The organism is Thalassospira sp. MIT121401 (assembly GCF_047125595.1).
Taxonomy (GTDB): domain Bacteria; phylum Pseudomonadota; class Alphaproteobacteria; order Rhodospirillales; family Thalassospiraceae; genus Thalassospira; species Thalassospira povalilytica.
This window is the reverse complement of sequence record NZ_CP138926.1, coordinates 2928559-2949011: the sequence shown is the minus strand read 5'-3', so window position 1 is coordinate 2949011 and position 20453 is coordinate 2928559. Positions and strand designations below refer to the sequence as shown.

The following is a 20453-nucleotide window of genomic DNA, read 5'->3' as shown; positions in this document are numbered from 1 at the left end:
TGATTGCACAAAGGGCGGCCAGATGGCCGCCCTTTGTTTGTCTACGTGTTTATTCAAGGGTGTTTTGATTACGACTTGTCGTCGCGTTTGGCAGTGTTGCGGGTGACGCGGTTTGACGCGACCAGCTTGCGTTGCTTTTTGGGCGTGGTTTTCTTTTTGCCCTTTGACTTGGTCGCAGACGTGCCACCAGGGCCCTTGCCATCGCGCGGGCCGGAACGGAAGCCGGGTTTGCTGCCATGACGGTGGCTGCGGTCCCCGGGACTGCTGCCCCGACGTTTGCCCTGGCCTTTGCGCCCACGTGGCCGTTCGACCAGATCGCGGGCGGTGATGTCGGCATGTTCGGCCAGTCGCAATGCCAGTGACCCGGTTGCGGCATCGGCATCAGCGATGCGGACCACAACGCTATCACCCAACTGGAACTTCTTGCCGCGATTTTGCCCGACCAGTGCGTGGCTTGCGGCATCATGGATGTAATAGTCATCGGGCAGGGTGGAAATCGGCACCAAGCCATCTGCCCCGGTTTCATTGAGCGAAATGAACAGCCCAAAATGCGTGACCCCGGAAATCTTGCCCGGGAATTCGGCACCAACCTTGTCAGACATATAGGCCGCGACATACCGGTCGACCGCATCGCGTTCGGCCATTGCCGCGCGTCGTTCGGTGCCGGAAATGTCTTCGCCGATCTGCTCGAACCGTTCGCCATCTTCGGGCGGAAGACCGCCTTCACCGAGTTTCAAACCGGCAATCAGCGCACGATGGACCAGAAGGTCGGCATAACGGCGGATCGGTGACGTGAAATGGGCATATTTCTTCAATGCCAGGCCAAAGTGCCCGATATTATCGGGGCTATACATCGCCTGTGACTGGCTGCGCAGAACGACCGTGTTGATCAGCTCTGCCTCGGGCGTGTCCTTGGCCAGTTCCAGAATGCGGTTAAAGTCCCGCGGACGCAGAACCGATGCCTTGTTCAGCTGATATCCGGCCCCTTCAAGGAACTCGCGCAGGGCTTCAAGCTTTTCCTCGCTCGGGGCATCGTGGATACGATACATGCAGGGCTGCTTGATGCGTTCAAGTTCCTCGGCTGCACAAACGTTGGCTGCAATCATGAATTCTTCGATCAGCTTGTGGCTGTCAAAGCGCGCACGCGGGGCAATGGCGACGATCTGGCCCTGATCATTCAACTCGATCTTGCGTTCGGGAACATCAAGTTCCAGAACGCCACGTTTTTTACGCGCTTCGAGGAAGGCGTGGAAAGCGCCATAAAGCGGCTTGATGATCGTGTCGACCAGCGGTCCTGTGGTGTCATCAGGCTGACCATCCATGGCGCGCTGCACCTGATCATAGGTCAGGCGCGCCGCAGAACGCATCATGCCGCGACAGAACTTGTGACGCAGCTTGTGCCCGTGCTTGTCGAGCCACATCTCGACTGCCATACAGCCGCGATCTTCATGGGGAACCAGCGAACACCAGCCGTTTGACAGTTCAAACGGCAACATCGGGACGACACGGTCCGGGAAATAGCAACTGTTGCCGCGTTTCACCGCTTCGCGGTCAAGCGCGTCGCCCGGGCGCACATACCAGGACACGTCGGCAATCGCGACCATGATGTGCCAGCCGCCTTCATTGGCAGGATCGCGGTCGGCTTCGGCCCAGACGGCATCATCGAAATCACGTGCGTCGGCACCATCAATGGTCACCAGCGGAATATCGCGAAGGTCGGTGCGTTTGCCAAGCGGCGTGGCCTTGGATTCCCGTGCCTGAAGTTCGACTTCCGGCGGGAATTCAAACGGAATGCCACGCGCATGGATCGACACAAGGCTGATCGATTTGGGTTCGTTGATATTGCCAAGAACCTCGGTGATCCTGCCTTTGCGCAATCCGAAATGTTTGCCCGGCAGGATTTCCGTCAAAACCAGCGATCCGGCTTCAAGATCGGGATGATCATCAAGCGGTACCGCGATTTCGCCGCTATCCTTGCGATCCGTGGGCACAACACGGCCTTCGCGTTCGTTGGGGCGGTAAAGTCCCAAAACGCGCTGTGGGCCGCTTCCAAGGACCCGCATGATGCTGGCTTCGTAGGTTTGCTTGCCGGTATAGCGCAGCTTGGCCAGGATCTTGTCACCGATGCCAGGCGCGCTTGGCCCGCCGCGGCGGATCGATTTGACAACAATCTGGGGCGGTTCGTAGTCGTGTTTCCAGACATTCGGCTTGGCCAGAACTTCGCCATCATCGTCGATGCCGGTGATTTCAAGCACCTCGACCGGGGGCAGGCGGTCGGGTTTGTCAAACCGTCTGCGTCCTTTGACGACATCGCCGCCGATTTTCAGTTCCTTGAGGATCTTTTTAAGCTCGATCTTCGCTGCACCCTTGATGTTAAAGGCGCGCGCAATTTCGCGCTTGCCCACCGGGGTGGGGCTCATATCGATGAATTCGATGATTTCTTCCCGGGTCGGGAAGTGTTTTTTGTCTTCTGTATCGTTCGCCAACTTCGCGGCGTCCTTTCACTTAATTTCCACTGAAAAGGAAAGCGGCAGATTAATCTGCCGCCGCCTTTTTCGTGGTTGTCTTCTTTGCTGCGGTTTTCTTTGCAGCCGTTTTCTTTTTCGCGGGGGCTTTTTTCTTTGCCGTCGCGGTTTTGGTTGCCGTTTTCTTGGTCGCGGCTTTTGATGTTTTGCCCGACTTTGCTTCCTTTTCCTTGATGGCCTTTATCGCCATCTCAAGGGTGATGTCATCGCGTTCAACATCGCGGATGTTGGCGATGGTCTTTTTGTGTTTCACAAACGGACCCCAACGACCAACTGCGACAAAGATCGGTTCGTTGTCATCGGGATGTTTGCCGATTTCCTTGCCGGCTTTTTCGCGCTTGTCCGCAATCAGGGCGATGGCCCGGTTTTCACCAATGGTCAGCACGTCATCATCGGCCTTAAGAGACGCAAAGATGCTGCCGGCCTGAACATAGGGACCAAAACGTCCGATATTGGCTTTCATTTCCTCGCCGGTATCGGGGTAAATCCCGACCACGCGCGGAAGTGTCAGAAGCTCTTCGGCCTTGGTCAGGTCAACGACCGATGGTTCCAGCCCCTTGGGAAGGGAGGTACGTTTCGGTTTGACCTTTTTGGGTTTGCCGTTCTTGCCTTCGACTTCTTCTTCTTCACCAAGCTGAACATAAACCCCGTACGGGCCTTTGCGCAGGGTGATTTCCTTGCCGGTTTCCTTGTCGATGCCCAGAACCTTGGGTCCGGCATCAAGTTCGGAATCATTGCCATTTTCATTGGCAACCAGCGGTCGGGTGAAGTTGCAGTCCGGATAGTTCGAACATCCCAGGAATGCACCGAACTTGCCCAGCTTCAAGCTTAGTGTGCCATCAGAACATTTCGGGCATTTATGTGGATCGGTGCCGTCTTCACGCGGCGGGAACAGATAATTTTCAAGCATCACCTGAAGCGCATCAAGCACATCGGTGATTTTCAGTTCCTTGGCCTCGTCGACATTGCCCTTGAACGATTTCCAGAAGTCACGAAGCACTTCTTTCCAGGCAAGGTTGCCGGTCGAGATTTCATCAAGTTGGTTTTCAAGATCGGCGGTGAAGTTGTACTGAACATAGCGTTCAAAGAACTTCGACAGAAACGCGGTGACAAGGCGACCACGGTCCTGTGCGACAAAGCGGCGCCGTTCAAGCAACACATAGTTGCGATCCTGAAGAACCGAAATGATCGATGCATAGGTCGACGGGCGGCCGATGCCAAGTTCTTCCATCTTCTTGACCAGGCTCGCCTCGGTATAACGGGGCGGGGGCTGGGTGAAGTGCTGGTCGATGCTGACTTTGCCAAGGTTGGGTTTCTGACCTTCCTTGAGCGGCGGCAGGCGACGATCATTTTCGTCCTCGGCCTCGTCATCCTTGCCTTCCTGATACAGTTTCAGGAAGCCGTCAAACTTCACGACCGAGCCGTTGGCGCGCAGAACGACATGATTGTCATTCGATGACAGGTCAACAGCAACCTGATCAAAGCGGGCATCTTCCATCTGGCAGGCAACGGTACGTTTCCAGATCAGGGTGTAAAGTGCCAGCTGGTCCTTATCAAGGTGGCGCGCCACCTGATCGGGGCGGCGGAAAAGATCGGTCGGACGAACCGCTTCGTGGGCTTCCTGTGCGTTCTTTGCCTTGTTGGCAAAGCTGCGCGCACTGGCCGGAAGGTAGGCATCCCCGTAATCCTTTCCAATAAGGCGGCGTGCAGCAGCCAGTGCTTCCTGCGAAAGAACCACGGCATCGGTACGCATATAGGTGATCAGACCAACCGTTTCACCGCCGATATCAACCCCTTCATACAGGCGCTGGGCGAGCTGCATGGTGCGCTTTGCGCCAAAGCCAAGCTTGCGCGATGCTTCCTGTTGCAGGGTCGATGTGGTGAAAGGCGGCTGCGGACGACGTTTGACGTCCTTGCGCTCAACCTTTGAGACCGCGTAGCTTCTGCTTTCGACCTTTTCCTTGGCGATCTTGGCGGCGTCTTCGTTGCCAAGCGCCAGTTTGTCAAGCTTTTCGCCGTTCAGATGCGTCAGCCGTGCGGTAAAGTTGCCTTCCGGAACAGCAAAGCCGGCCTCAAGCGACCAGTATTCGTCGGGTTTGAAGGCCTCGATCTCGATTTCACGTTCGCAAATCAGACGCAGGGCAACCGACTGCACACGGCCAGCCGAACGTGAACCCGGAAGTTTGCGCCACAGAACCGGCGACAGGTTGAAGCCCACAAGATAATCAAGCGCACGACGCGCCAGATAGGCATCAACCAGTTCCTGATTGAGTTCACGCGGATTAGCGATGGCGTCCGTGACGGCCTTCTTGGTGATCTCGTGAAACACGACGCGGTGCACATCACGCCCGCGGAGCAATTTTTTCTGCTCGAGAACTTCAAGAATATGCCACGAAATCGCTTCCCCTTCGCGATCCGGGTCAGTCGCGAGATAGATGGTGTCGGAGTCACGGGCCGCTGCGGCAATCTCGCGGATCTGTTTTTCCGATCGTCCATCCGTTTCCCAGACCATCGAAAAATCATTGTCGGTATCGACTGATCCGTCCTTGGACGGCAGATCGCGGATGTGACCGAAAGAGGCCAGCACCTTATAATCATCACCGAGATATTTGTTGATCGTCTTGGCTTTGGCCGGGGATTCGACGATGACAAGATTCATTACGTTTTTCGTGTCCGGTTCTTGCGCCCGAAGGCGATATTTATGTTGTGCTTCAATTAACCCGAATGCGAGACGCACATATATATAGTGTGTCTGTATTTCAAATCAGATTGCGCAAATTGCGGCAAATCACAACAATATTTGTCACGCCGAAATCCGACGCGACTCTCATTTGGCGATACGCGATACCCTATTTCCGGGGTGACGTTCAACCCTTCCTGCAAGTTCGAGTTCAATCAAAATTGTTGAAACCCGGTTTGCCGACAGCTTTGACGTGCGGATAAGTTCGTCAATCAGAAGGGGCGAAGTCGACAGCAAATCAATCACTTTGTCATTGTCATCAATATCGGTTCCGCCATTGGTATGCGTCGCGGTTTCCTGCGCGTTTGCAATGTCCTGATGCCCCTGTTTTGCGCCGGAAAATTCGGCGTCATGTTCAAGGGATCTGATAATGTCATCATAAGTGCCCTGTATGTGATCGGGCTCACTGTTGCGACCGTCTGCGTTGAATTGATGAAAACTTTCAAAAAGCTGTGTGTTTTTTTCTGCCGACCTCACGGCATCAAGAATCACATCCGCAGAGTCGCATAAAATTGCACCATCCCGGATCAGACTGTTTGGTCCGGCCGCCCGCGGGTCGGTCGGTGAACCGGGAACCGCAAAAACATCGCGCCCCTGATCGGCGGCAAAACGCGCGGTAATCAGCGACCCGGAATTGCGCCCAGCTTCTATGACAACGGTTCCGTGTGCGAGGCCCGATATGATCCGGTTGCGCCGCGGGAAATGGCGTGCTTGCGGTTTAAGACCGGGCGGCATTTCCGATATCACCAGACCATCCTGACAAAGCTGTTCATAAAGCGCGCGATGTTCGCGCGGATAAATGACATCAACACCCCCGCCAAGGACCGCAATTGTACCGCCGCCCGTTTTGCCACCGGTTGTTCGGGCGGCATTGAGTGCGGCCTCGTGCGCGGCCCCGTCAATGCCGCGTGCCATTCCCGATGCCACGACATATCCGGCCGATACCAGTTCGTGACTTATTTTGCGTGCAAAACCGCACCCATTGGCAGATGCATTGCGCGCACCAACAATCCCGATCGCAGATTGCGCCAAAAGTTCCAGCCGACCGATGGCATAAAAATAGGGCGGGGCATCTTCAGTGCGGGCCAGAAGGGCGGGATATTCCGGGTCGCCAAAAATCACCGGTTTTGCGTGACTTTGTTTTGCCAGTTCGATTTCGGCAACCGTGTCATCACGACTGGCAAGGGTGATTTTGCGAACAGTACCCGAATGACGGCCAATGTCTGGCAGTGCGTCGATGGCATTGCGTGCAGACCCGAACCGGTCAAGCAATTTGCGAAATGTCACCGGGCCAATATTGGTGCTGCGCGCAAGCCGCATACGGGCAAGGCGTTCGGATTGTGCCAATCGTGCCGGTTGTTGATCTCTAAAATGCATGACGCCCGGATTGTGATCATCCGGGCGTTGTTTCGTCAAGTTATTCAAAAGAAAGGAACGGGATCAGACCGTCTGGCTATCTTGTTCTGCTTCTTTCTTTTTCTGGCCAATCTTGGGTTCTTCACCCCGAAGCAGACGACCGATATTGGCGTGATGCGCAGCCCAGACAATCACAGCCAGAAATACCCCAAGCCATCCGGCACCCGGGTCATTGGCGATGAAGAAGGCGGCAAGCGGGGCGGCGATCATTGCAATCAATGCCGAAAGCGACGAAATGCGGAAAATCAGCGCCATGACAAGCCACGTCAAAGCAGCAGACAGCCCCATTATCCAGTTAATAGCCGCAAGGGTGCCAAGCGTCGTTGCAACGCCTTTACCGCCCTTGAAGCGCAGCCAGATCGGGAGCATGTGGCCGATAACCGCAGCACCACCGGCAAAGATACCCTGTTCAACGCCCGAAAGATGGGTAAAGAGCAGGGCTGCAAACGCGCCTTTGCCCGCATCCCCGATCAGGGTCAGGAACGCCAGTCCCTTGCGCCCGGTGCGAAGCACGTTGGTTGCACCGATATTGCCCGAACCGATCTTGCGGATGTCGCCAAGGCCGGCCATCCGGGTCAAAACCAGACCGAACGGGATCGAGCCAAGCAAATAGCCGCAAACCGTCGCAATTTGCAGGGACATCAACATGGCTTTGTAGCCTTCATCGAGTGCCTGTTCCATATCAGGAGCCTTCCGTGAAAACTTCGCGGCCATCAATCAGGGTCCGCAAAACGCGGCCCTGTGTCAGGCGACCGTCAAAAGGTGAGTTCTTTGATTTCGAATGGAACTGATACGGATCGATTTTCCACGGACGATCCGGATCAAACACCACCAGATCCGCCGCCGTTCCCTCGGCAAGGGTTCCCGCACCCTTGATCCGGACAAGATCCGCCGGAACGCGCGTCAGTTTGGTGATGACATCAAGCAACGACATATGGCCGTTGTGATAAAGTTCAAGCGAAATGGGCAGAAGCGTTTCAAAACCAACTGCACCCGCCGCCGCCTGTGCGAAAGGCAGGCGCTTTGAGTCCGCATCTTGCGGATTGTGATCGGATGCAATGGCGTCAATGGTGCCATCTGCCAGACCGGCCACGATCGCCTGACGGTCATCTTCTGAACGCAGGGGCGGGGACAATTTGGCAAATGTCCGGTAATCGGACACCGAATTCTCGTTCAAGGCGAAATAGGGCGGTGCCGTATCGCAGGTTACTTTCAGGCCGCGTTTCTTGGCCTTGCGAATGACCTCAACCGACTCCCCGGTCGAGATATGGGCAAAATGAAGCCGCCCGCCGGTCATTTCCGCCAAACGCAAATCACGTTCGATCTGCATGACTTCGGCCAGCGGCGATACCCCCGAAAGACCCAGACGGGTGGCAAGTTCGCCACTGTTCATTGATGCGCCCTTGGACAATTCCGGCTCTTCCGGATGCTGGACGATCATGCCGTCAAAGAAGGTGGAATATGAGAGTGCCTGGCGCAGCAGGCGGGCACTGGCGATTGTTTTGACACCATCACAGAACGCGACCGCACCTGCCTGATGCAGAAGGCCCATTTCGGTGATTTCCTTGCCTTCGATGCCCTTGGAAACCGCACCATAGACAAACACCTTGGCCAGGCCGACCTTGCGCGCGCGTCGTGCAATGAATTCGACACCTGCAACATCATCAATGACCGGATCGGTATTGGGCAGGGCGATGATGGTGGTCACCCCGCCAATGGCCGCAGATTTGCCAGCCGTTTCTATGGTTTCCTGATGCTCGAAACCCGGTTCACGCAGCTGGGCACGCATGTCCACCAGACCCGGGGCAAGGCAAGCACCGCCAAGGTCAATGATTTCAAATCCTTCAGGAACGGTGTCCTTGGTGACTTCCGCGCCGGCTTTGGCAATCGTGTCATCCTGGATCAGAAGGCCGCCCATGCCATCGGTCTGTGCGACCGGGTCGATCAGACGGGCATTGATAAGGGCCTTTTTACCTGCGCCTTTGGCGCGAATGGCGGGGCTCATGCCTGACCTCCCATCTTTCTGTGGTTCTGGACAAGCAATTCCAGCGCAGCCATGCGAACGGCAACACCCATTTCGACCTGTTCACGAATGACCGATCGTTCGACGTCATCGGCGACTTCGCTGTCGATTTCCACGCCACGGTTCATTGGGCCCGGATGCATGATCAGGGCGTCGGGCTTTGCATTGGCAAGCTTGGCGCGATCAAGGCCATGGAAATGGAAATATTCGCGGACGGACGGGATAAAGCTTCCTTCCATGCGTTCAAGCTGAAGGCGCAGCATCATGACGATGTCGCAGTCTTTCAAACCTTCTTCCATGTCGTGGAAAATCTCGACACCCATGCGATCGATCTTTGACGGGATCAGGGTCGGCGGGGCTACAAGCCGTACCCGCGATCCCATGGTATTGAGAAGCAGGATGTTTGACCGGGCCACGCGCGAATGGGCGATATCACCGCAGATCGCGACATTCAGACGGTGCAAGCGCCCCTTGTGACGGCGGATGGTCAGGGCATCAAGCAGGGCCTGTGTCGGGTGTTCATGGCGACCATCCCCGGCATTGAGAACTGCACAATTGACCTTTTCACTCAGCAACTTGACCGCGCCACTATCGGCATGGCGAACCACAAGGGCATCCGGGTTCATCGCATTGAGCGTCATGGCGGTGTCAATCAGGGTTTCACCCTTTTTGACCGAACTGGTGCCCACCGTCATGTTGATTACATCCGCACCAAGCCGTTTGGCGGCAAGTTCGAATGACGTCAATGTACGGGTGGAGTTTTCGTAAAACAGATTTACAACCGTGGCACCGGCCAGAATATTGCTGGTCTTGTCAGCAGAACGGTTCTTTTCCGCGTAATGCTGTGCCCGATCAAGAATAAGGGTGATTTCCCCGGGGGTGAGACCCTCGATACCGAGGAGGTGTGGGTGCGGATAGTGATCCGCCGCTGGTCCCATGACGCTCATGGCGTTGCACATTTCCCTTGGATGGTCTGGAAAAAATTTCGCGCGGAGCATAACGAATTGCCCGTGTGACGAAAAGGTAAATATTCCAAAGAATGGTGTGATTTCATGCCGAAAACCTGACTGTCCGGTCAGGTTTTCCGGGGGATTTTCATGATCGCCGGATCAAACCACATGCATCAGAACGGCAATGATCGGCATGGTGATGATCGCGGCAAGGGTGTGGACTGTGATGATACTGGCCATCATCTGTGCATCACCGCCCATCAGGCGCGCCAGGACATAGGCACTGGCCGAACAGGGAAGGGCGGCATAAAACACCACAGCGGCACTTTCGATCCCCGGCAACCCGAGCGCCAGACAAAGTCCGGCCGCAATGGTCGGGCTGGCAACCAGTTTGCCAATGGTCGAAATGCCGACCGGAAAACCGGCATTGCGTGCGGCCTTGAGATCAAGACCGGCCCCGACAGCAAGCAACCCGATGGGCAGGGCCGAGCGGCCAAGAACTTCAAGAAACGGGCCAATCACCGGGGGCAGGCCAATTCCGGCGACATTAAACAGACTGCCCAGAACGCAGGCGACCAGAAGCGGGTTCTTTGCAACATCACGAAGCAGCGACAGCAAACCCGGTTTGCGGTCGTTTTCGCCCCAATGCGCACAGGCCAGAACCGATATGACATTGACCGTCGGAACAACCAGCGCGACACAAAGTGCGGTTACCGTCAGTCCAGCCGTTCCCAAAAGGGCGGCCGCAACAGCAAGCCCGATATAGGTATTGGGGCGGATCGCCCCCTGAACCAGGGATGAAAATGCCGCGGGACTGACCTTCAGAACCGGTTTCAGAACCATGATCAGGATGGTGCAAATCGCAACAGTTCCCAGCATCGCACTGGCAATCCCCAGTAACGGCAAACTGCCGAGATCGGCCTTGGCAGTGTTGGAAAACAGCAGGGCCGGGAACGTCACGAAATAGGTCAGCTTTTCCGCGCCGGGCCAGAATGCGTCAGGCAGGAACTGACGTTGACGCAGGCCATAGCCCAGAACAATCAGGGCGAATGTCGGCAGCAGGGCGGAAAGAATGGCGATCATGAATGGACCTTTTGAACGAAAAGCACAGGTCATGCTTTGGCGCAACGCACCGGGTGACCTGCTATGTTGTCGGACAAAAATGTAATCACTGCAAGCGATTGAATTGTGCCGTGCACCAGCTGACTTTAATTCAGCTAAATGGGAGTTGTTCTTTGTTGCCAAAGCATAATGTGATAGTCAGCACATCTATAAGAGTGCGGCAGCGATAAACTGAATTCAATCTAAAGCTGTCCGGACCGCCACCAATGCCACGAGGGGACGCCATGTCGCGCGCGATTGATCATCTTGTTCTGTGTGTGAATGATCTTGAAGCGGCAATTGCTGCTTATTCCCAGCTTGGATTTAAAGTAACGCCGCGTGCAACCCATCCGTTTGGAACGGGCAATGCGCTGATCCAGCTTGACGGCATGTATATCGAATTGCTTGCTGTTGTTGATCCGGACAAGATTACCGAAACCGACCTGTCTGTGCCGTTTTCATTTCCGATCTATAACCGTGATTATCTGCGCCATCGTCAGGGCATGTCGATGCTCGCCCTTCAGTCGCGCGATGCCGAAAAGGATCGCGAAGAATTCATTGCGGCCGGGGCAGCTGTTCCGTCGGTATTTCATTTTGAACGCGATGCGTTAACCCCGTCGGGCGATACGGTGGGCGTTGCCTTTTCACTGGCCTTTGCCAACCACCCGTTGCTCCGCCATGCGGTGTCATTTGTTTGCCAGCATCGCCATCCGCCACAGAATTTCTATTTCCCGGAATATCAATCCCATCCCAACGGTGCAAAGGCGATCGGCAAGGTCGTGCTTAGTCACTGGGCGGCGGACGCCGTGCGCGATTTTTACGAGGCCATCGGGATCGATCATTTGGTCGACGCCCTTCACAGTGACGAGCTGATTGCCAAATACGGTTTTGATGATACCGATTTTCCGACGGACGGTTTCGCCGGGTTCGAATTGATTGTCGATGATCTGTCCCGGATTTCCGAAGCCGCTCTGTCACTTGGCGCGGTTCAGAAAAAAGGCCAGATTATCCTGCCGCCATCGAAGTTCTTTGGCGTGATGGTCGTCATCAAGTCGAAATGAAGCACAAAAAAAAGCTGCCGGGCGAACCTGGCAGCTTTTGATCTTGTTGTGTGACCGATCTTAAATCAGTCTTCGTCTTCATCGAACGCGTCTTCATCGGGTTCGGCATTTTCGCCGGGGTCGGTGTGACGGTTAAGATGGTCCAGCGCGCCCTGAAGAATATAGGCCGCCGCCGTTTTATCAACGACTTCGGCACGACGTTTACGGGTCATGTCGACTTCTTCGATCAGGATACGTTCAACCGCATTGGTCGACAGACGTTCGTCCCACATCAGAACCGGAAGATCGATATATTTTTCCATCTCGTCGACAAAGGCATAGACACGGTGGCATGCCTTGCCGATCGAACCGTCAAGTTCACGCGGGAAGCCGATGATGATGCCGCCGACATTCTGCTTGTCGATGATCGATGACAGCTGTGCGATATCGCGGGTGAATTTCTTCCGCGAGATCAGCTCATAAGGTGAAGCGATCTGCAGCCCGACATCTGAAAGGGCCACGCCAATGGTTTTGGTGCCAAGGTCCAGGCCCAAAACGCGCGCTGCTGGTGGTAAGAACCGCAGCAATTCCTGAGTATCATTGCAAATCATGGCGACCTTATAGGCGTGTTGATTGGAAAACACCAGCCGAATTGCCGCGATGGCAATGCAATTCAGACATGCCTGATTGTAACGTCATTTGGTGCTGCTTGCGGGCATTTTTATCGCCAGATCGCGCCCGGATGAACAATGATCGCCGATGTCGCGCATTTAGGCCGTTTGCGGCCCTTGCGATAGGGGCGGCGGGGTGCTAGTTTCCGCGCTGTAATTCAAGTTCTGGCAGATTTCGTATCTGCCGGGTTTTTTGTCATTCCTTAAGAGAGACTTTCATCCATGTCGTCTTTGGATAAGGAAACAGTTCGCCGTATTGCCTATCTGTCACGTATCAACGTGTCCGAAGAAGGCCTGTCCGAACTGGCGGGAGATTTGACCCGTATCCTCGATTTCGTCGAGGAACTGCAAGAAGTTGATGTCGAGGGTTGCGAACCGCTGACCTCGGTTGCCGATCTTACCCTGCCGCTGCGCAAGGATGAAGTCACCGATGGCAACATCCAGCAAAAAGTGCTGTCGAATGCACCGATGACCGATGCTGGCTGTTTTGTTGTGCCCAAGGTGGTTGAATAATGACTGATCTGACAAAGCTGACACTTGCAGAAGCCCGCGACGGGCTTGCAAAGGGTGAATATACCTCGGTCGAACTGACCGAAGCGCACCTGAAATCGATGGAAGCGCATCGCAATCTGAACGCTTACATCACCGAAACCCCGGAAAAGGCCATCGAAATGGCCAAGGCATCCGATGCCAAGCGCGCCAAGGGCGAAGCTGGCAAAATGGAAGGCCTGCCGATTGCGGTCAAGGATCTGTTCTGCACCGAAGGTGTCCAGACCACGGCGGCGTCGCATATCCTCGAAGGGTTCAAACCTGAATATGAATCCACGGTCACCAGCAAGCTGTTTGAAAATGGCGCGGTGATGCTGGGCAAGGCCAACCTTGATGAATTTGCCATGGGGTCGTCAAATACGTCTTCCTATTACGGCAATGCAATCAACCCGTGGAAAGGCAAGGACGGCAAGGACCTGGTTCCCGGTGGTTCGTCGGGCGGTTCTGCGGCTGCTGTTGCTGCCAACATGGCGCTTGCGGCAACCGGTACCGACACCGGTGGTTCGATCCGCCAGCCGGCATCCTATTGCGGTATTGTCGGTTTGAAGCCGACCTATGGCCGTTGCTCGCGCTGGGGTATTGTTGCCTTTGCAAGTTCGCTTGATCAGGCCGGCCCGATGACCAAAACCGTTCGCGACGCGGCAATCATGCTGGGTTCGATGGCCGGTCACGATGCCAAGGACAGCACGTCTGCGCCAATGGCGGTTCCTGATTTCGAAGCTGCCCTGACGGGTGACATTCGCGGCATGAAAATCGGTATTCCGAAAGAATACCGTGTTGATGGCATGCCCGAAGAAATCAGCAAGCTGTGGGACGATGGTGTTGCCATGCTGCGCGATGCGGGTGCAGAAGTGGTCGATGTGACCCTGCCGCACACCAAATATGCGCTTGGCACCTATTATATCGTGGCCCCGGCAGAAGCATCTTCGAACCTCGCACGTTATGACGGCCTGCGTTATGGCCAGCGTGTCATGGATGAAGGCGACAGCCTTGATGACATGTATATGAAGTCGCGCGCAGCCGGTTTCGGCAAGGAAGTCCAGCGCCGCATCATGATCGGCACCTATGTGCTGTCGGCTGGCTACTATGACGCGTATTACAACAAGGCGCTCAAAGTCCGTCGTCGCATTTACGAAGACTTCGCCAATGCCTTTGGCACGGTTGACACCATTCTGGCACCGACCGCACCGTCGGCCGCGTTCGCCATCGGTGAAAACGAAGGCGATCCGGTCAAGATGTATCTGAACGACGTCTTCACCGTTCCGGCAAGCCTTGCGGGTCTTCCGGGCCTGTCGCTTCCGACCGGTCTGTCGTCCGAAGGACTTCCGCTTGGCCTGCAGCTGATTGGCAAGCCGTTTGATGAAGAAACCGTTCTGCGTGTCGGTGGTGTGCTTGAAAGTGCCGCCAACTTCACCGCAAAACCGTCCGGGCTGGAGGGTTAATCCATGAGCTATGTGATTGAAGGTTCGACAGGCCCGTGGGAAATCGTTGTCGGTCTGGAAGTTCACTGTCAGGTGATTTCCGAGTCCAAACTGTTTTCCGGTGCATCGACCAAGTTCGGGAATGAACCGAACACCAATGTCAGCCTTGTTGATGCGGCGATGCCGGGGATGCTTCCGGTTGTAAATGCCCAGTGCGTGCGCCAGGCCGTTAAAACCGGTCTGGGCCTTAAGGCCAAGATCAACAAGGAAAGCGTTTTTGCCCGCAAAAACTATTTCTATGCCGATCTGCCGCAGGGCTATCAGATTTCGCAGTTTGACAAACCGATTGTCGGCGAAGGCACGATCATTCTTGATATGCCCGATGGTTCGACCAAGTCGGTTGGCATCGAACGTCTGCATCTTGAACAGGATGCCGGCAAGTCAATGCATGATCAGGACCCGAAATATTCGCATATCGACCTGAACCGTTCGGGCGTGGCGCTGATGGAAATCGTGTCCATGCCAGATATTCGGACCCCGGAAGAGGCCGGTGCATACCTGACCAAGCTGCGTGCGATTGTGCGGTATCTTGGTACGTGTGACGGCAACATGAACGAAGGTTCGATGCGTTGCGATGCCAACGTTTCGGTCCGTCGTCCCGGTGAGCCGTTCGGCACCCGTTGCGAGATCAAAAACGTCAACTCCATCCGTTTCGTGATGCAGGCGATCGAGATCGAAGCCAAACGCCAGGTCGAAGTTCTGGAAGCTGGCGGTGAAATCGTTCAGGAAACCCGCCTGTATGATCAGCGTCTGGGTGAAACCCGTTCGATGCGGTCCAAGGAAATGGCACATGATTATCGCTATTTCCCGGATCCGGATCTGCTGCCGCTTGTCTTCGATGATGCTTTCATCTCGGAAATCGAAAAAGAGCTGCCGGAACTCCCGGACGAGAAAAAAGCCCGCTTCATGCGTGAAAACGGCCTGTCGGCATATGATGCCGGTGTTCTCGTTGCGGAAAAGGAAAAGGCTGATTACTACGAAATCGTCGCCAAGGGCCGTGACGGCAAACTGGCTGCGAACTGGGTGATCACCAACCTGTTTGGCGCGCTGAACAAGGCAGAAGTCGGCATCTCAGACAGCCCGGTTTCGGCTGAAAACCTCGGCAAGCTGATCGATCTGATTTCCAATGACACCATTTCGGGCCGTATCGCCAAGGATGTCTTTGAAATCATGATCGAAACCGGTGATGATCCTGAAAAGATCGTCGAGGAAAAAGGTCTTAAGCAGATCACCGATACCGGTGCCATTGAAGGGGCGATTGACGAAGTCATCGCAGCGAACCCGGACAAGGTACAGGAAATCCGTGACGGCAAAGACCGCATGCTGGGCTGGTTCGTTGGTCAGGTCATGAAGGCCACCGGCGGCAAAGCCAACCCGGGCATGGTCAACAAGCTGCTGCGTGACAAGATCCTTGGCTGATTAATCATCAGACCATTGAAAAAGCCGCCCTGATCGGGCGGCTTTTTTTGTATGAGGAATGCCGGGCCCGTCGCGATGCGCTCATGGTGATAATGCTGCCAGGGGCGGGCATTGGTCCGTGCGGCAAAATGCATCATCCATGCCCGCGGTGATCGGGCCGGTTGGCGATGAGTAAATAAAAAAGCCGCCTGTATCATGATTATACAGGCGGCCTTGACGTTCGGGTGGGGGGAGACACGAACGTTGATGGTGTTGATCAGCTGGTCACGGACGCGGGATAACCTGCATCGGTGATCGCTGCGATCAGGGCGTTGACATCCGCGGTTCCGGAAACGGCAATTTCACCAGATTCCAGATCAACCTTTGCGCTTTCAACGCCGCTGACCTTGGTGGCGGCTGCGGTCACTGCATTGGCGCAGTGGCCACAGCTCATTTTTTCGACCTTCAGTTTTACCATTTGAATACTCCATAAAACCGGTATCTATGCCTGCAGTATGAAGGTTCCAGTAGATGGAAGGTCAAGCAGTTTTATGCGGACAAAAGTTTGATAACTTCGTCTGCGGTTGCGTCGCTTGATGCCGGGTTCTGTCCGGTCACAAGTTTGCCGTCAACCACAGCAAATGGCGCCCACATTTCACCACGTTCATAAGTGCCGCCATGCTTCTTGAATTCGTCTTCAATCGACAGCGGAACCACCTTTTCAAGGCCGACAGCCTTTTCTTCGTCATTGGTAAAGCCGGTGACACGTTTGCCCGCAACAAGCGGCTTGCCATCAGCTGTTTTGGCGTTCACCAACGCAGCAGGGCCGTGGCAAACAGCGGCGACCGGTTTGTTCTGTGCGACAAATGCTTCGATCAGGGCAATTGATTTTGCATCGGTTGCAAGATCCCAAAGCGGACCATGCCCACCCGGATAGAACAATGCGTCAAAATCATCTGCCTTAAGGCCGTCAAGCGTGACGGTGTTTTCAAAGGCCTGTTTGGCAGCCGCATCTTTTTCAAAGCGTTCGGTCGCCTCGGTCAGGGCATCGGGAACCAGACTGTTGGGGTCCAGGGGCGGCTTGCCGCCTTTGGGCGATGCCAGGGTGATTTCCGCACCGGCATCGAGAAAACGGAAATAGGGGGCTGCAAGTTCTTCAAGCCAGATACCCGTCTTGTGGCCGGTATCACCCATGCGGTCGTGCGACGTCGTAATCATCAAAATACGCATCAAATCCTCCATGCGCTGATTTCATTTGCCATGATCGTAACTGGCTGACAAAATTTGCGTAAGCGTGAATTATTGAACAGATTGTCAAATTAATTGAGCATATAAAATGTCGGCACTTGATGAAGTCAGAGCAATGATGATCTTTGCCCGCGTGGTCGAGGAGGGCGGGTTTTCGGCTGCTGCGCGCAAGATGGGGCTTAGTCGCGCGGCCATTTCACATCAGATCCGCCAGCTTGAAGCCAAACTTGGTGTACCGTTGTTGCGCCGAAGCACTCGCACATTCAGCATCACGGATGCCGGTGAACGGTATTACGACAGTTGCCGCACCATCATGTTGGAGGCCGAAGCGGCCCGCAAACGGGTCGAAGAATTGCGTGATGAACCTGTTGGCAAGATTTCAATCACGTCTTCGGTGCATCTTGGCAATTTGCGGATCGTTCCGATTTTGAACCGGTTCCGCCGGACATATCCCAGCGTCGCAATTGATGTGCATCTGAGTGACGATGTTGTTGATCTGATTGGTATGGGCATGGATATCGGCATCCGGTCAGGACCGCTGAAAAGTTCCGATCTCAAAAGCTTCAAGCTTTATCAAACACGTCGCATTGTCTGCGCCAGTCCGGACTATCTTGATCGCGCGGGGCAGCCGGAAAAGATTGACGATCTGGCCCTGCATGATTGGGTGATGTATAGCCGCATCCCGGAAACCCTGACCATGACCTGCAACGGTACAGAACAGAAAGTCCGGGTTAACGGTCATGTCCGCGTTGATAATGCCACGGCGCGGTTACAGTTCCTTCGGGGCGGGCACGGCATGGCTGTTGTGCCGCTATGTGATGTTCAGGATGATATTGAGCGCGGGGATCTGGTCCGAATTCTTCCTGACTGTATTCTGCCGGATTTGCAGGTCTATGCCGTTTATCCGGCCGGTGTAACGCGCAGCGCCAAAGTCCAGGCATTGCTGGAATTCATGCGCCGTGAATTGCGTGACATCGATATTTCACGGAATGGATGACGGTGCAATCATCGCCATATTGATCAATTGTGCCTGATCGGCTATGTCCCATTGACGACTTTCGGGGGGATCCATGGCCAATCTGTTTTTCTATTACTCGTCCATGAATGCGGGCAAATCGACCACGCTGCTTCAGGCAAGCTTCAATTACCGCGAACGGGGTATGGAAACGCTGTTGCTGACGGTTGCCTTTGACGACCGTTTTGGCGAGGGCAAGATTGCGTCACGCATTGGTCTGGAAGCCCCGGCAATTCTGTTTGATGGCCAAACCGATATGTGTGCGCTGATCCTTGGGGAAATGAAAAAGGGCAAGGTCGATTGCGTCCTGATTGACGAGGCCCAGTTCCTGAGCAAGGAACAGGTCTGGCAACTTTCCGATATCGCGGACAAGCATGGTGTTCCGGTACTTTGCTATGGCATTCGCACCGACTTCCAAGGGCAGTTGTTCGAAGGCTCCAAATGGTTGCTGGCCTGGGCGGACAAGCTTAATGAGCTCAAAACCATCTGCCATTGCGGTCGTAAAGCCGGCATGGTGCTGCGTGTCGATGAAAATGGCGACCCGGTCCGTGAAGGGGCGCAGGTCGAAATCGGCGGCAATGACCGATATGTCCCGGTATGCCGCCGCCATTTCAAGGATGCCATGGGCCAGTGAGGTCTGAATAATGGTTTCTGGTCCAGTGGCACGCGCTTACGCAAGGATGGCGCTGATTTCCGGTGCAAGCAGGCTATAGGCAACAAGCCACATCACCGCACAGGTGATCGCATCGACGATTTTCCAGGTGATCGGACGCGCGACATAGGGGGCAAGCCACGCAGCCCCAAGCGCGATCGAAAAGAACCAGACGAAACTGGCACTCATGGCGCCAAGGGCAAAGCCAAGTCGTTCGTCCGCCGGATATTGGCCGCCGATCCCGCCCAGCATCACCACGGTATCAAGATACACATGCGGGTTAAGAAGCGTCACGGCGAGTGTCGTTGAAAGTACTGCCTTCCAGCCCTTCTTTGATCTGGTGTCATCTGACAGCGTTTCGGTTTCAAACAACCGCCGAAACGCGCCGATACCGTACCAGATCAAAAAGGCACCGCCGCCCCAGGCCGCAATTTTGGTCAGAAGCGGGTAGGCCGCAATAAGTGTTCCCAACCCGGCCACGCCCGCCGCAATCAGGATCGCATCACACAGCGCACAGACCAGCGCAACCATCAGCGGATGGTTACGACGCAATCCCTGTCCCAAAACGAATGCGTTCTGGGCGCCAATCGCGATAATCAATCCGCCGCCAAGGCCAAATCCGGTTGCGTAAGTCAAAAGCATGTCGGTGTTCCTGTTTGAAGTGATGGCCCACTGATATCAATTTCACAAAATAAGAAAATCGAATTATGATTAAGTGCCATTAGAAAAAATTATGGATCAGGCATGCTTGATTACAAACTGTTGCAGGCCAGCGCCGAAGTCATCCGCCATGGCAGCTTTGAAAAGGCCGCACGTGATCTTGGGCTGACACAATCTGCTGTGTCACAGCGCGTCAAACTTCTTGAGGAACGTTTGGGGCAGCCGGTCATCATTCGGGCAAAGCCGATTGCCGCCACGGCCGCAGGGCAAAGATTGCTTCAGCATTATCAAAGTGTTCGGTTGCTTGAACAGGAACTGCTTGATGAAATGCCCGACATTCAAAGTGATGGCGGATATGGTCAGGTCGCGCTCGCGGTGAATGCCGACAGTCTGGCAACCTGGTTTGTTGATGTCCCCAAATATCTGTTTGATCAGCTTGGGCTTCTTGTGCATTTGAAGGTGGGCGATGAATCGCTTAATCACAGCGCACTTCAGGATGGCACCGTGCTTGGTGCGGTCGATATGCGTTCAACACCGATCCAGGGATGCCGGGTGCGTCCGTTGGGGATGATGCGCTATGTCATGGTCGTTTCGCCGGAATTCAATGCGCGCCATTTTGCAAACGGCGTGACGGCAGATGCATTGCGATCCTGTCCGGCCGTCAATTTTTCCGAACATGACGAACTGCAAAACCAGTTTCTTAAGCAATATTTCGGCTTGAATCCAGGCGAATTCCCGGCCCACACCATTCCGAGTTCACAAGGCTTTGTCACGGTCGCGGAACAGGGTATTGCCTATGCCGTTGTTGAACAACATCAGGCAGAGGAAGCATTGAGAACCGGTCGTCTGATCCGTCCATGCCCGTTTGAAATTGACCGGCCGCTATATTGGCACCACAAAACCATCCAAAGCCGTTTGCTTGATCAGGTCAATGAGATCGTGCTTTCACAAGCCCGCCGTTTTTTGCCCAAAATTACGACATAA

Annotated in this window: 18 protein-coding genes; 7 read left to right on the top strand and 11 right to left on the bottom strand. The window is 54.9% G+C overall.

Going from position 1 to position 20453, the window contains the following annotated elements; all coding sequences use genetic code 11:
* Positions 1 to 68: 68 nt before the first annotated feature.
* The 7 genes from rnr to SIB88_RS13565 form a co-directional block, all read right to left on the bottom strand.
* On the bottom strand, positions 69 to 2486 hold the full coding sequence (rnr, locus tag SIB88_RS13595; protein ID WP_412558266.1) for a ribonuclease R: 2418 nt from the start codon (positions 2484 to 2486) through the stop codon (positions 69 to 71).
* A gap of 49 nt (positions 2487 to 2535) precedes the next feature.
* Positions 2536 to 5184, bottom strand: a complete 2649-nt coding sequence (gene topA / locus SIB88_RS13590; RefSeq protein WP_068519382.1) for a type I DNA topoisomerase — start codon at positions 5182 to 5184, stop codon at positions 2536 to 2538.
* 168 nt (positions 5185 to 5352) lie between these two features.
* Positions 5353 to 6612: a DNA-processing protein DprA gene (gene dprA / locus SIB88_RS13585; RefSeq protein ID WP_412558265.1), complete on the bottom strand. Its 1260-nt coding sequence runs from the start codon at positions 6610 to 6612 to the stop codon at positions 5353 to 5355.
* Between the two features lie 93 nt (positions 6613 to 6705).
* Positions 6706 to 7362, bottom strand: coding sequence for a glycerol-3-phosphate 1-O-acyltransferase PlsY (plsY, locus tag SIB88_RS13580; protein ID WP_412558264.1), 657 nt, complete (start codon positions 7360 to 7362; stop codon positions 6706 to 6708).
* Between the two features lies 1 nt (position 7363).
* Positions 7364 to 8686, bottom strand: a complete 1323-nt coding sequence (locus tag SIB88_RS13575) for a dihydroorotase (RefSeq protein ID WP_206927517.1) — start codon at positions 8684 to 8686, stop codon at positions 7364 to 7366.
* Positions 8683 to 9642 (bottom strand): aspartate carbamoyltransferase catalytic subunit, encoded by a 960-nt coding sequence (locus SIB88_RS13570; RefSeq protein ID WP_101246441.1) that lies wholly within the window; start codon positions 9640 to 9642, stop codon positions 8683 to 8685. The genes SIB88_RS13575 and SIB88_RS13570 overlap by 4 nt, the downstream gene beginning before the upstream one ends.
* Before the next feature lie 171 nt (positions 9643 to 9813).
* Positions 9814 to 10737, bottom strand: coding sequence for an AEC family transporter (locus SIB88_RS13565; RefSeq protein WP_412558263.1), 924 nt, complete (start codon positions 10735 to 10737; stop codon positions 9814 to 9816).
* Positions 10738 to 11000: 263 nt separating this feature from the next.
* Between SIB88_RS13565 and SIB88_RS13560 the strand changes: the two genes are divergently transcribed.
* Positions 11001 to 11816, top strand: a complete 816-nt coding sequence (locus tag SIB88_RS13560) for a VOC family protein (RefSeq protein ID WP_068519386.1) — start codon at positions 11001 to 11003, stop codon at positions 11814 to 11816.
* Between the two features lie 65 nt (positions 11817 to 11881).
* Here the strand turns inward: SIB88_RS13560 and ruvX are convergent, their stop codons facing one another.
* The gene (ruvX, locus tag SIB88_RS13555) at positions 11882 to 12406 is read right to left on the bottom strand and encodes a Holliday junction resolvase RuvX (protein ID WP_068519423.1); all 525 of its coding nucleotides are present in this window, start codon (positions 12404 to 12406) and stop codon (positions 11882 to 11884) included.
* Between the two features lie 282 nt (positions 12407 to 12688).
* Between ruvX and gatC the strand changes: the two genes are divergently transcribed.
* From gatC to gatB, 3 genes are read left to right on the top strand one after another with little or no spacing between them, the layout of a single operon-like run.
* Complete coding sequence (gene gatC, locus SIB88_RS13550; RefSeq protein WP_008890773.1) at positions 12689 to 12979, top strand: Asp-tRNA(Asn)/Glu-tRNA(Gln) amidotransferase subunit GatC; 291 nt, start codon at positions 12689 to 12691, stop codon at positions 12977 to 12979.
* Positions 12979 to 14457 (top strand): Asp-tRNA(Asn)/Glu-tRNA(Gln) amidotransferase subunit GatA, encoded by a 1479-nt coding sequence (gatA, locus tag SIB88_RS13545; protein WP_068519387.1) that lies wholly within the window; start codon positions 12979 to 12981, stop codon positions 14455 to 14457. The genes gatC and gatA overlap by 1 nt, the downstream gene beginning before the upstream one ends.
* Before the next feature lie 3 nt (positions 14458 to 14460).
* On the top strand, positions 14461 to 15915 hold the full coding sequence (gatB, locus tag SIB88_RS13540) for an Asp-tRNA(Asn)/Glu-tRNA(Gln) amidotransferase subunit GatB (protein ID WP_412558262.1): 1455 nt from the start codon (positions 14461 to 14463) through the stop codon (positions 15913 to 15915).
* A gap of 256 nt (positions 15916 to 16171) precedes the next feature.
* On the opposite strand, the gene SIB88_RS13535 is transcribed toward gatB, so the two are convergent.
* On the bottom strand, positions 16172 to 16372 hold the full coding sequence (locus tag SIB88_RS13535) for a heavy-metal-associated domain-containing protein (RefSeq protein ID WP_068519389.1): 201 nt from the start codon (positions 16370 to 16372) through the stop codon (positions 16172 to 16174).
* A 71-nt stretch (positions 16373 to 16443) separates the two neighbouring features.
* Positions 16444 to 17124: a type 1 glutamine amidotransferase domain-containing protein gene (locus SIB88_RS13530; RefSeq protein WP_101246442.1), complete on the bottom strand. Its 681-nt coding sequence runs from the start codon at positions 17122 to 17124 to the stop codon at positions 16444 to 16446.
* A gap of 106 nt (positions 17125 to 17230) precedes the next feature.
* On the opposite strand from SIB88_RS13530, the gene SIB88_RS13525 reads away from it, so the two are divergent.
* Together SIB88_RS13525 and SIB88_RS13520 are read left to right on the top strand one after the other, a co-directional pair.
* A complete protein-coding gene (locus tag SIB88_RS13525; RefSeq protein ID WP_412558261.1) occupies positions 17231 to 18139 on the top strand; it encodes a LysR family transcriptional regulator in 909 nt (302 codons plus the stop codon).
* Positions 18140 to 18212: 73 nt separating this feature from the next.
* A complete protein-coding gene (locus SIB88_RS13520; RefSeq protein WP_412558260.1) occupies positions 18213 to 18791 on the top strand; it encodes a thymidine kinase in 579 nt (192 codons plus the stop codon).
* Between the two features lie 36 nt (positions 18792 to 18827).
* Here the strand turns inward: SIB88_RS13520 and SIB88_RS13515 are convergent, their stop codons facing one another.
* Complete coding sequence (locus SIB88_RS13515; RefSeq protein ID WP_068519392.1) at positions 18828 to 19451, bottom strand: LysE/ArgO family amino acid transporter; 624 nt, start codon at positions 19449 to 19451, stop codon at positions 18828 to 18830.
* 102 nt (positions 19452 to 19553) lie between these two features.
* On the opposite strand from SIB88_RS13515, the gene SIB88_RS13510 reads away from it, so the two are divergent.
* Positions 19554 to 20453, top strand: a complete 900-nt coding sequence (locus tag SIB88_RS13510) for a LysR family transcriptional regulator ArgP (RefSeq protein WP_228195374.1) — start codon at positions 19554 to 19556, stop codon at positions 20451 to 20453.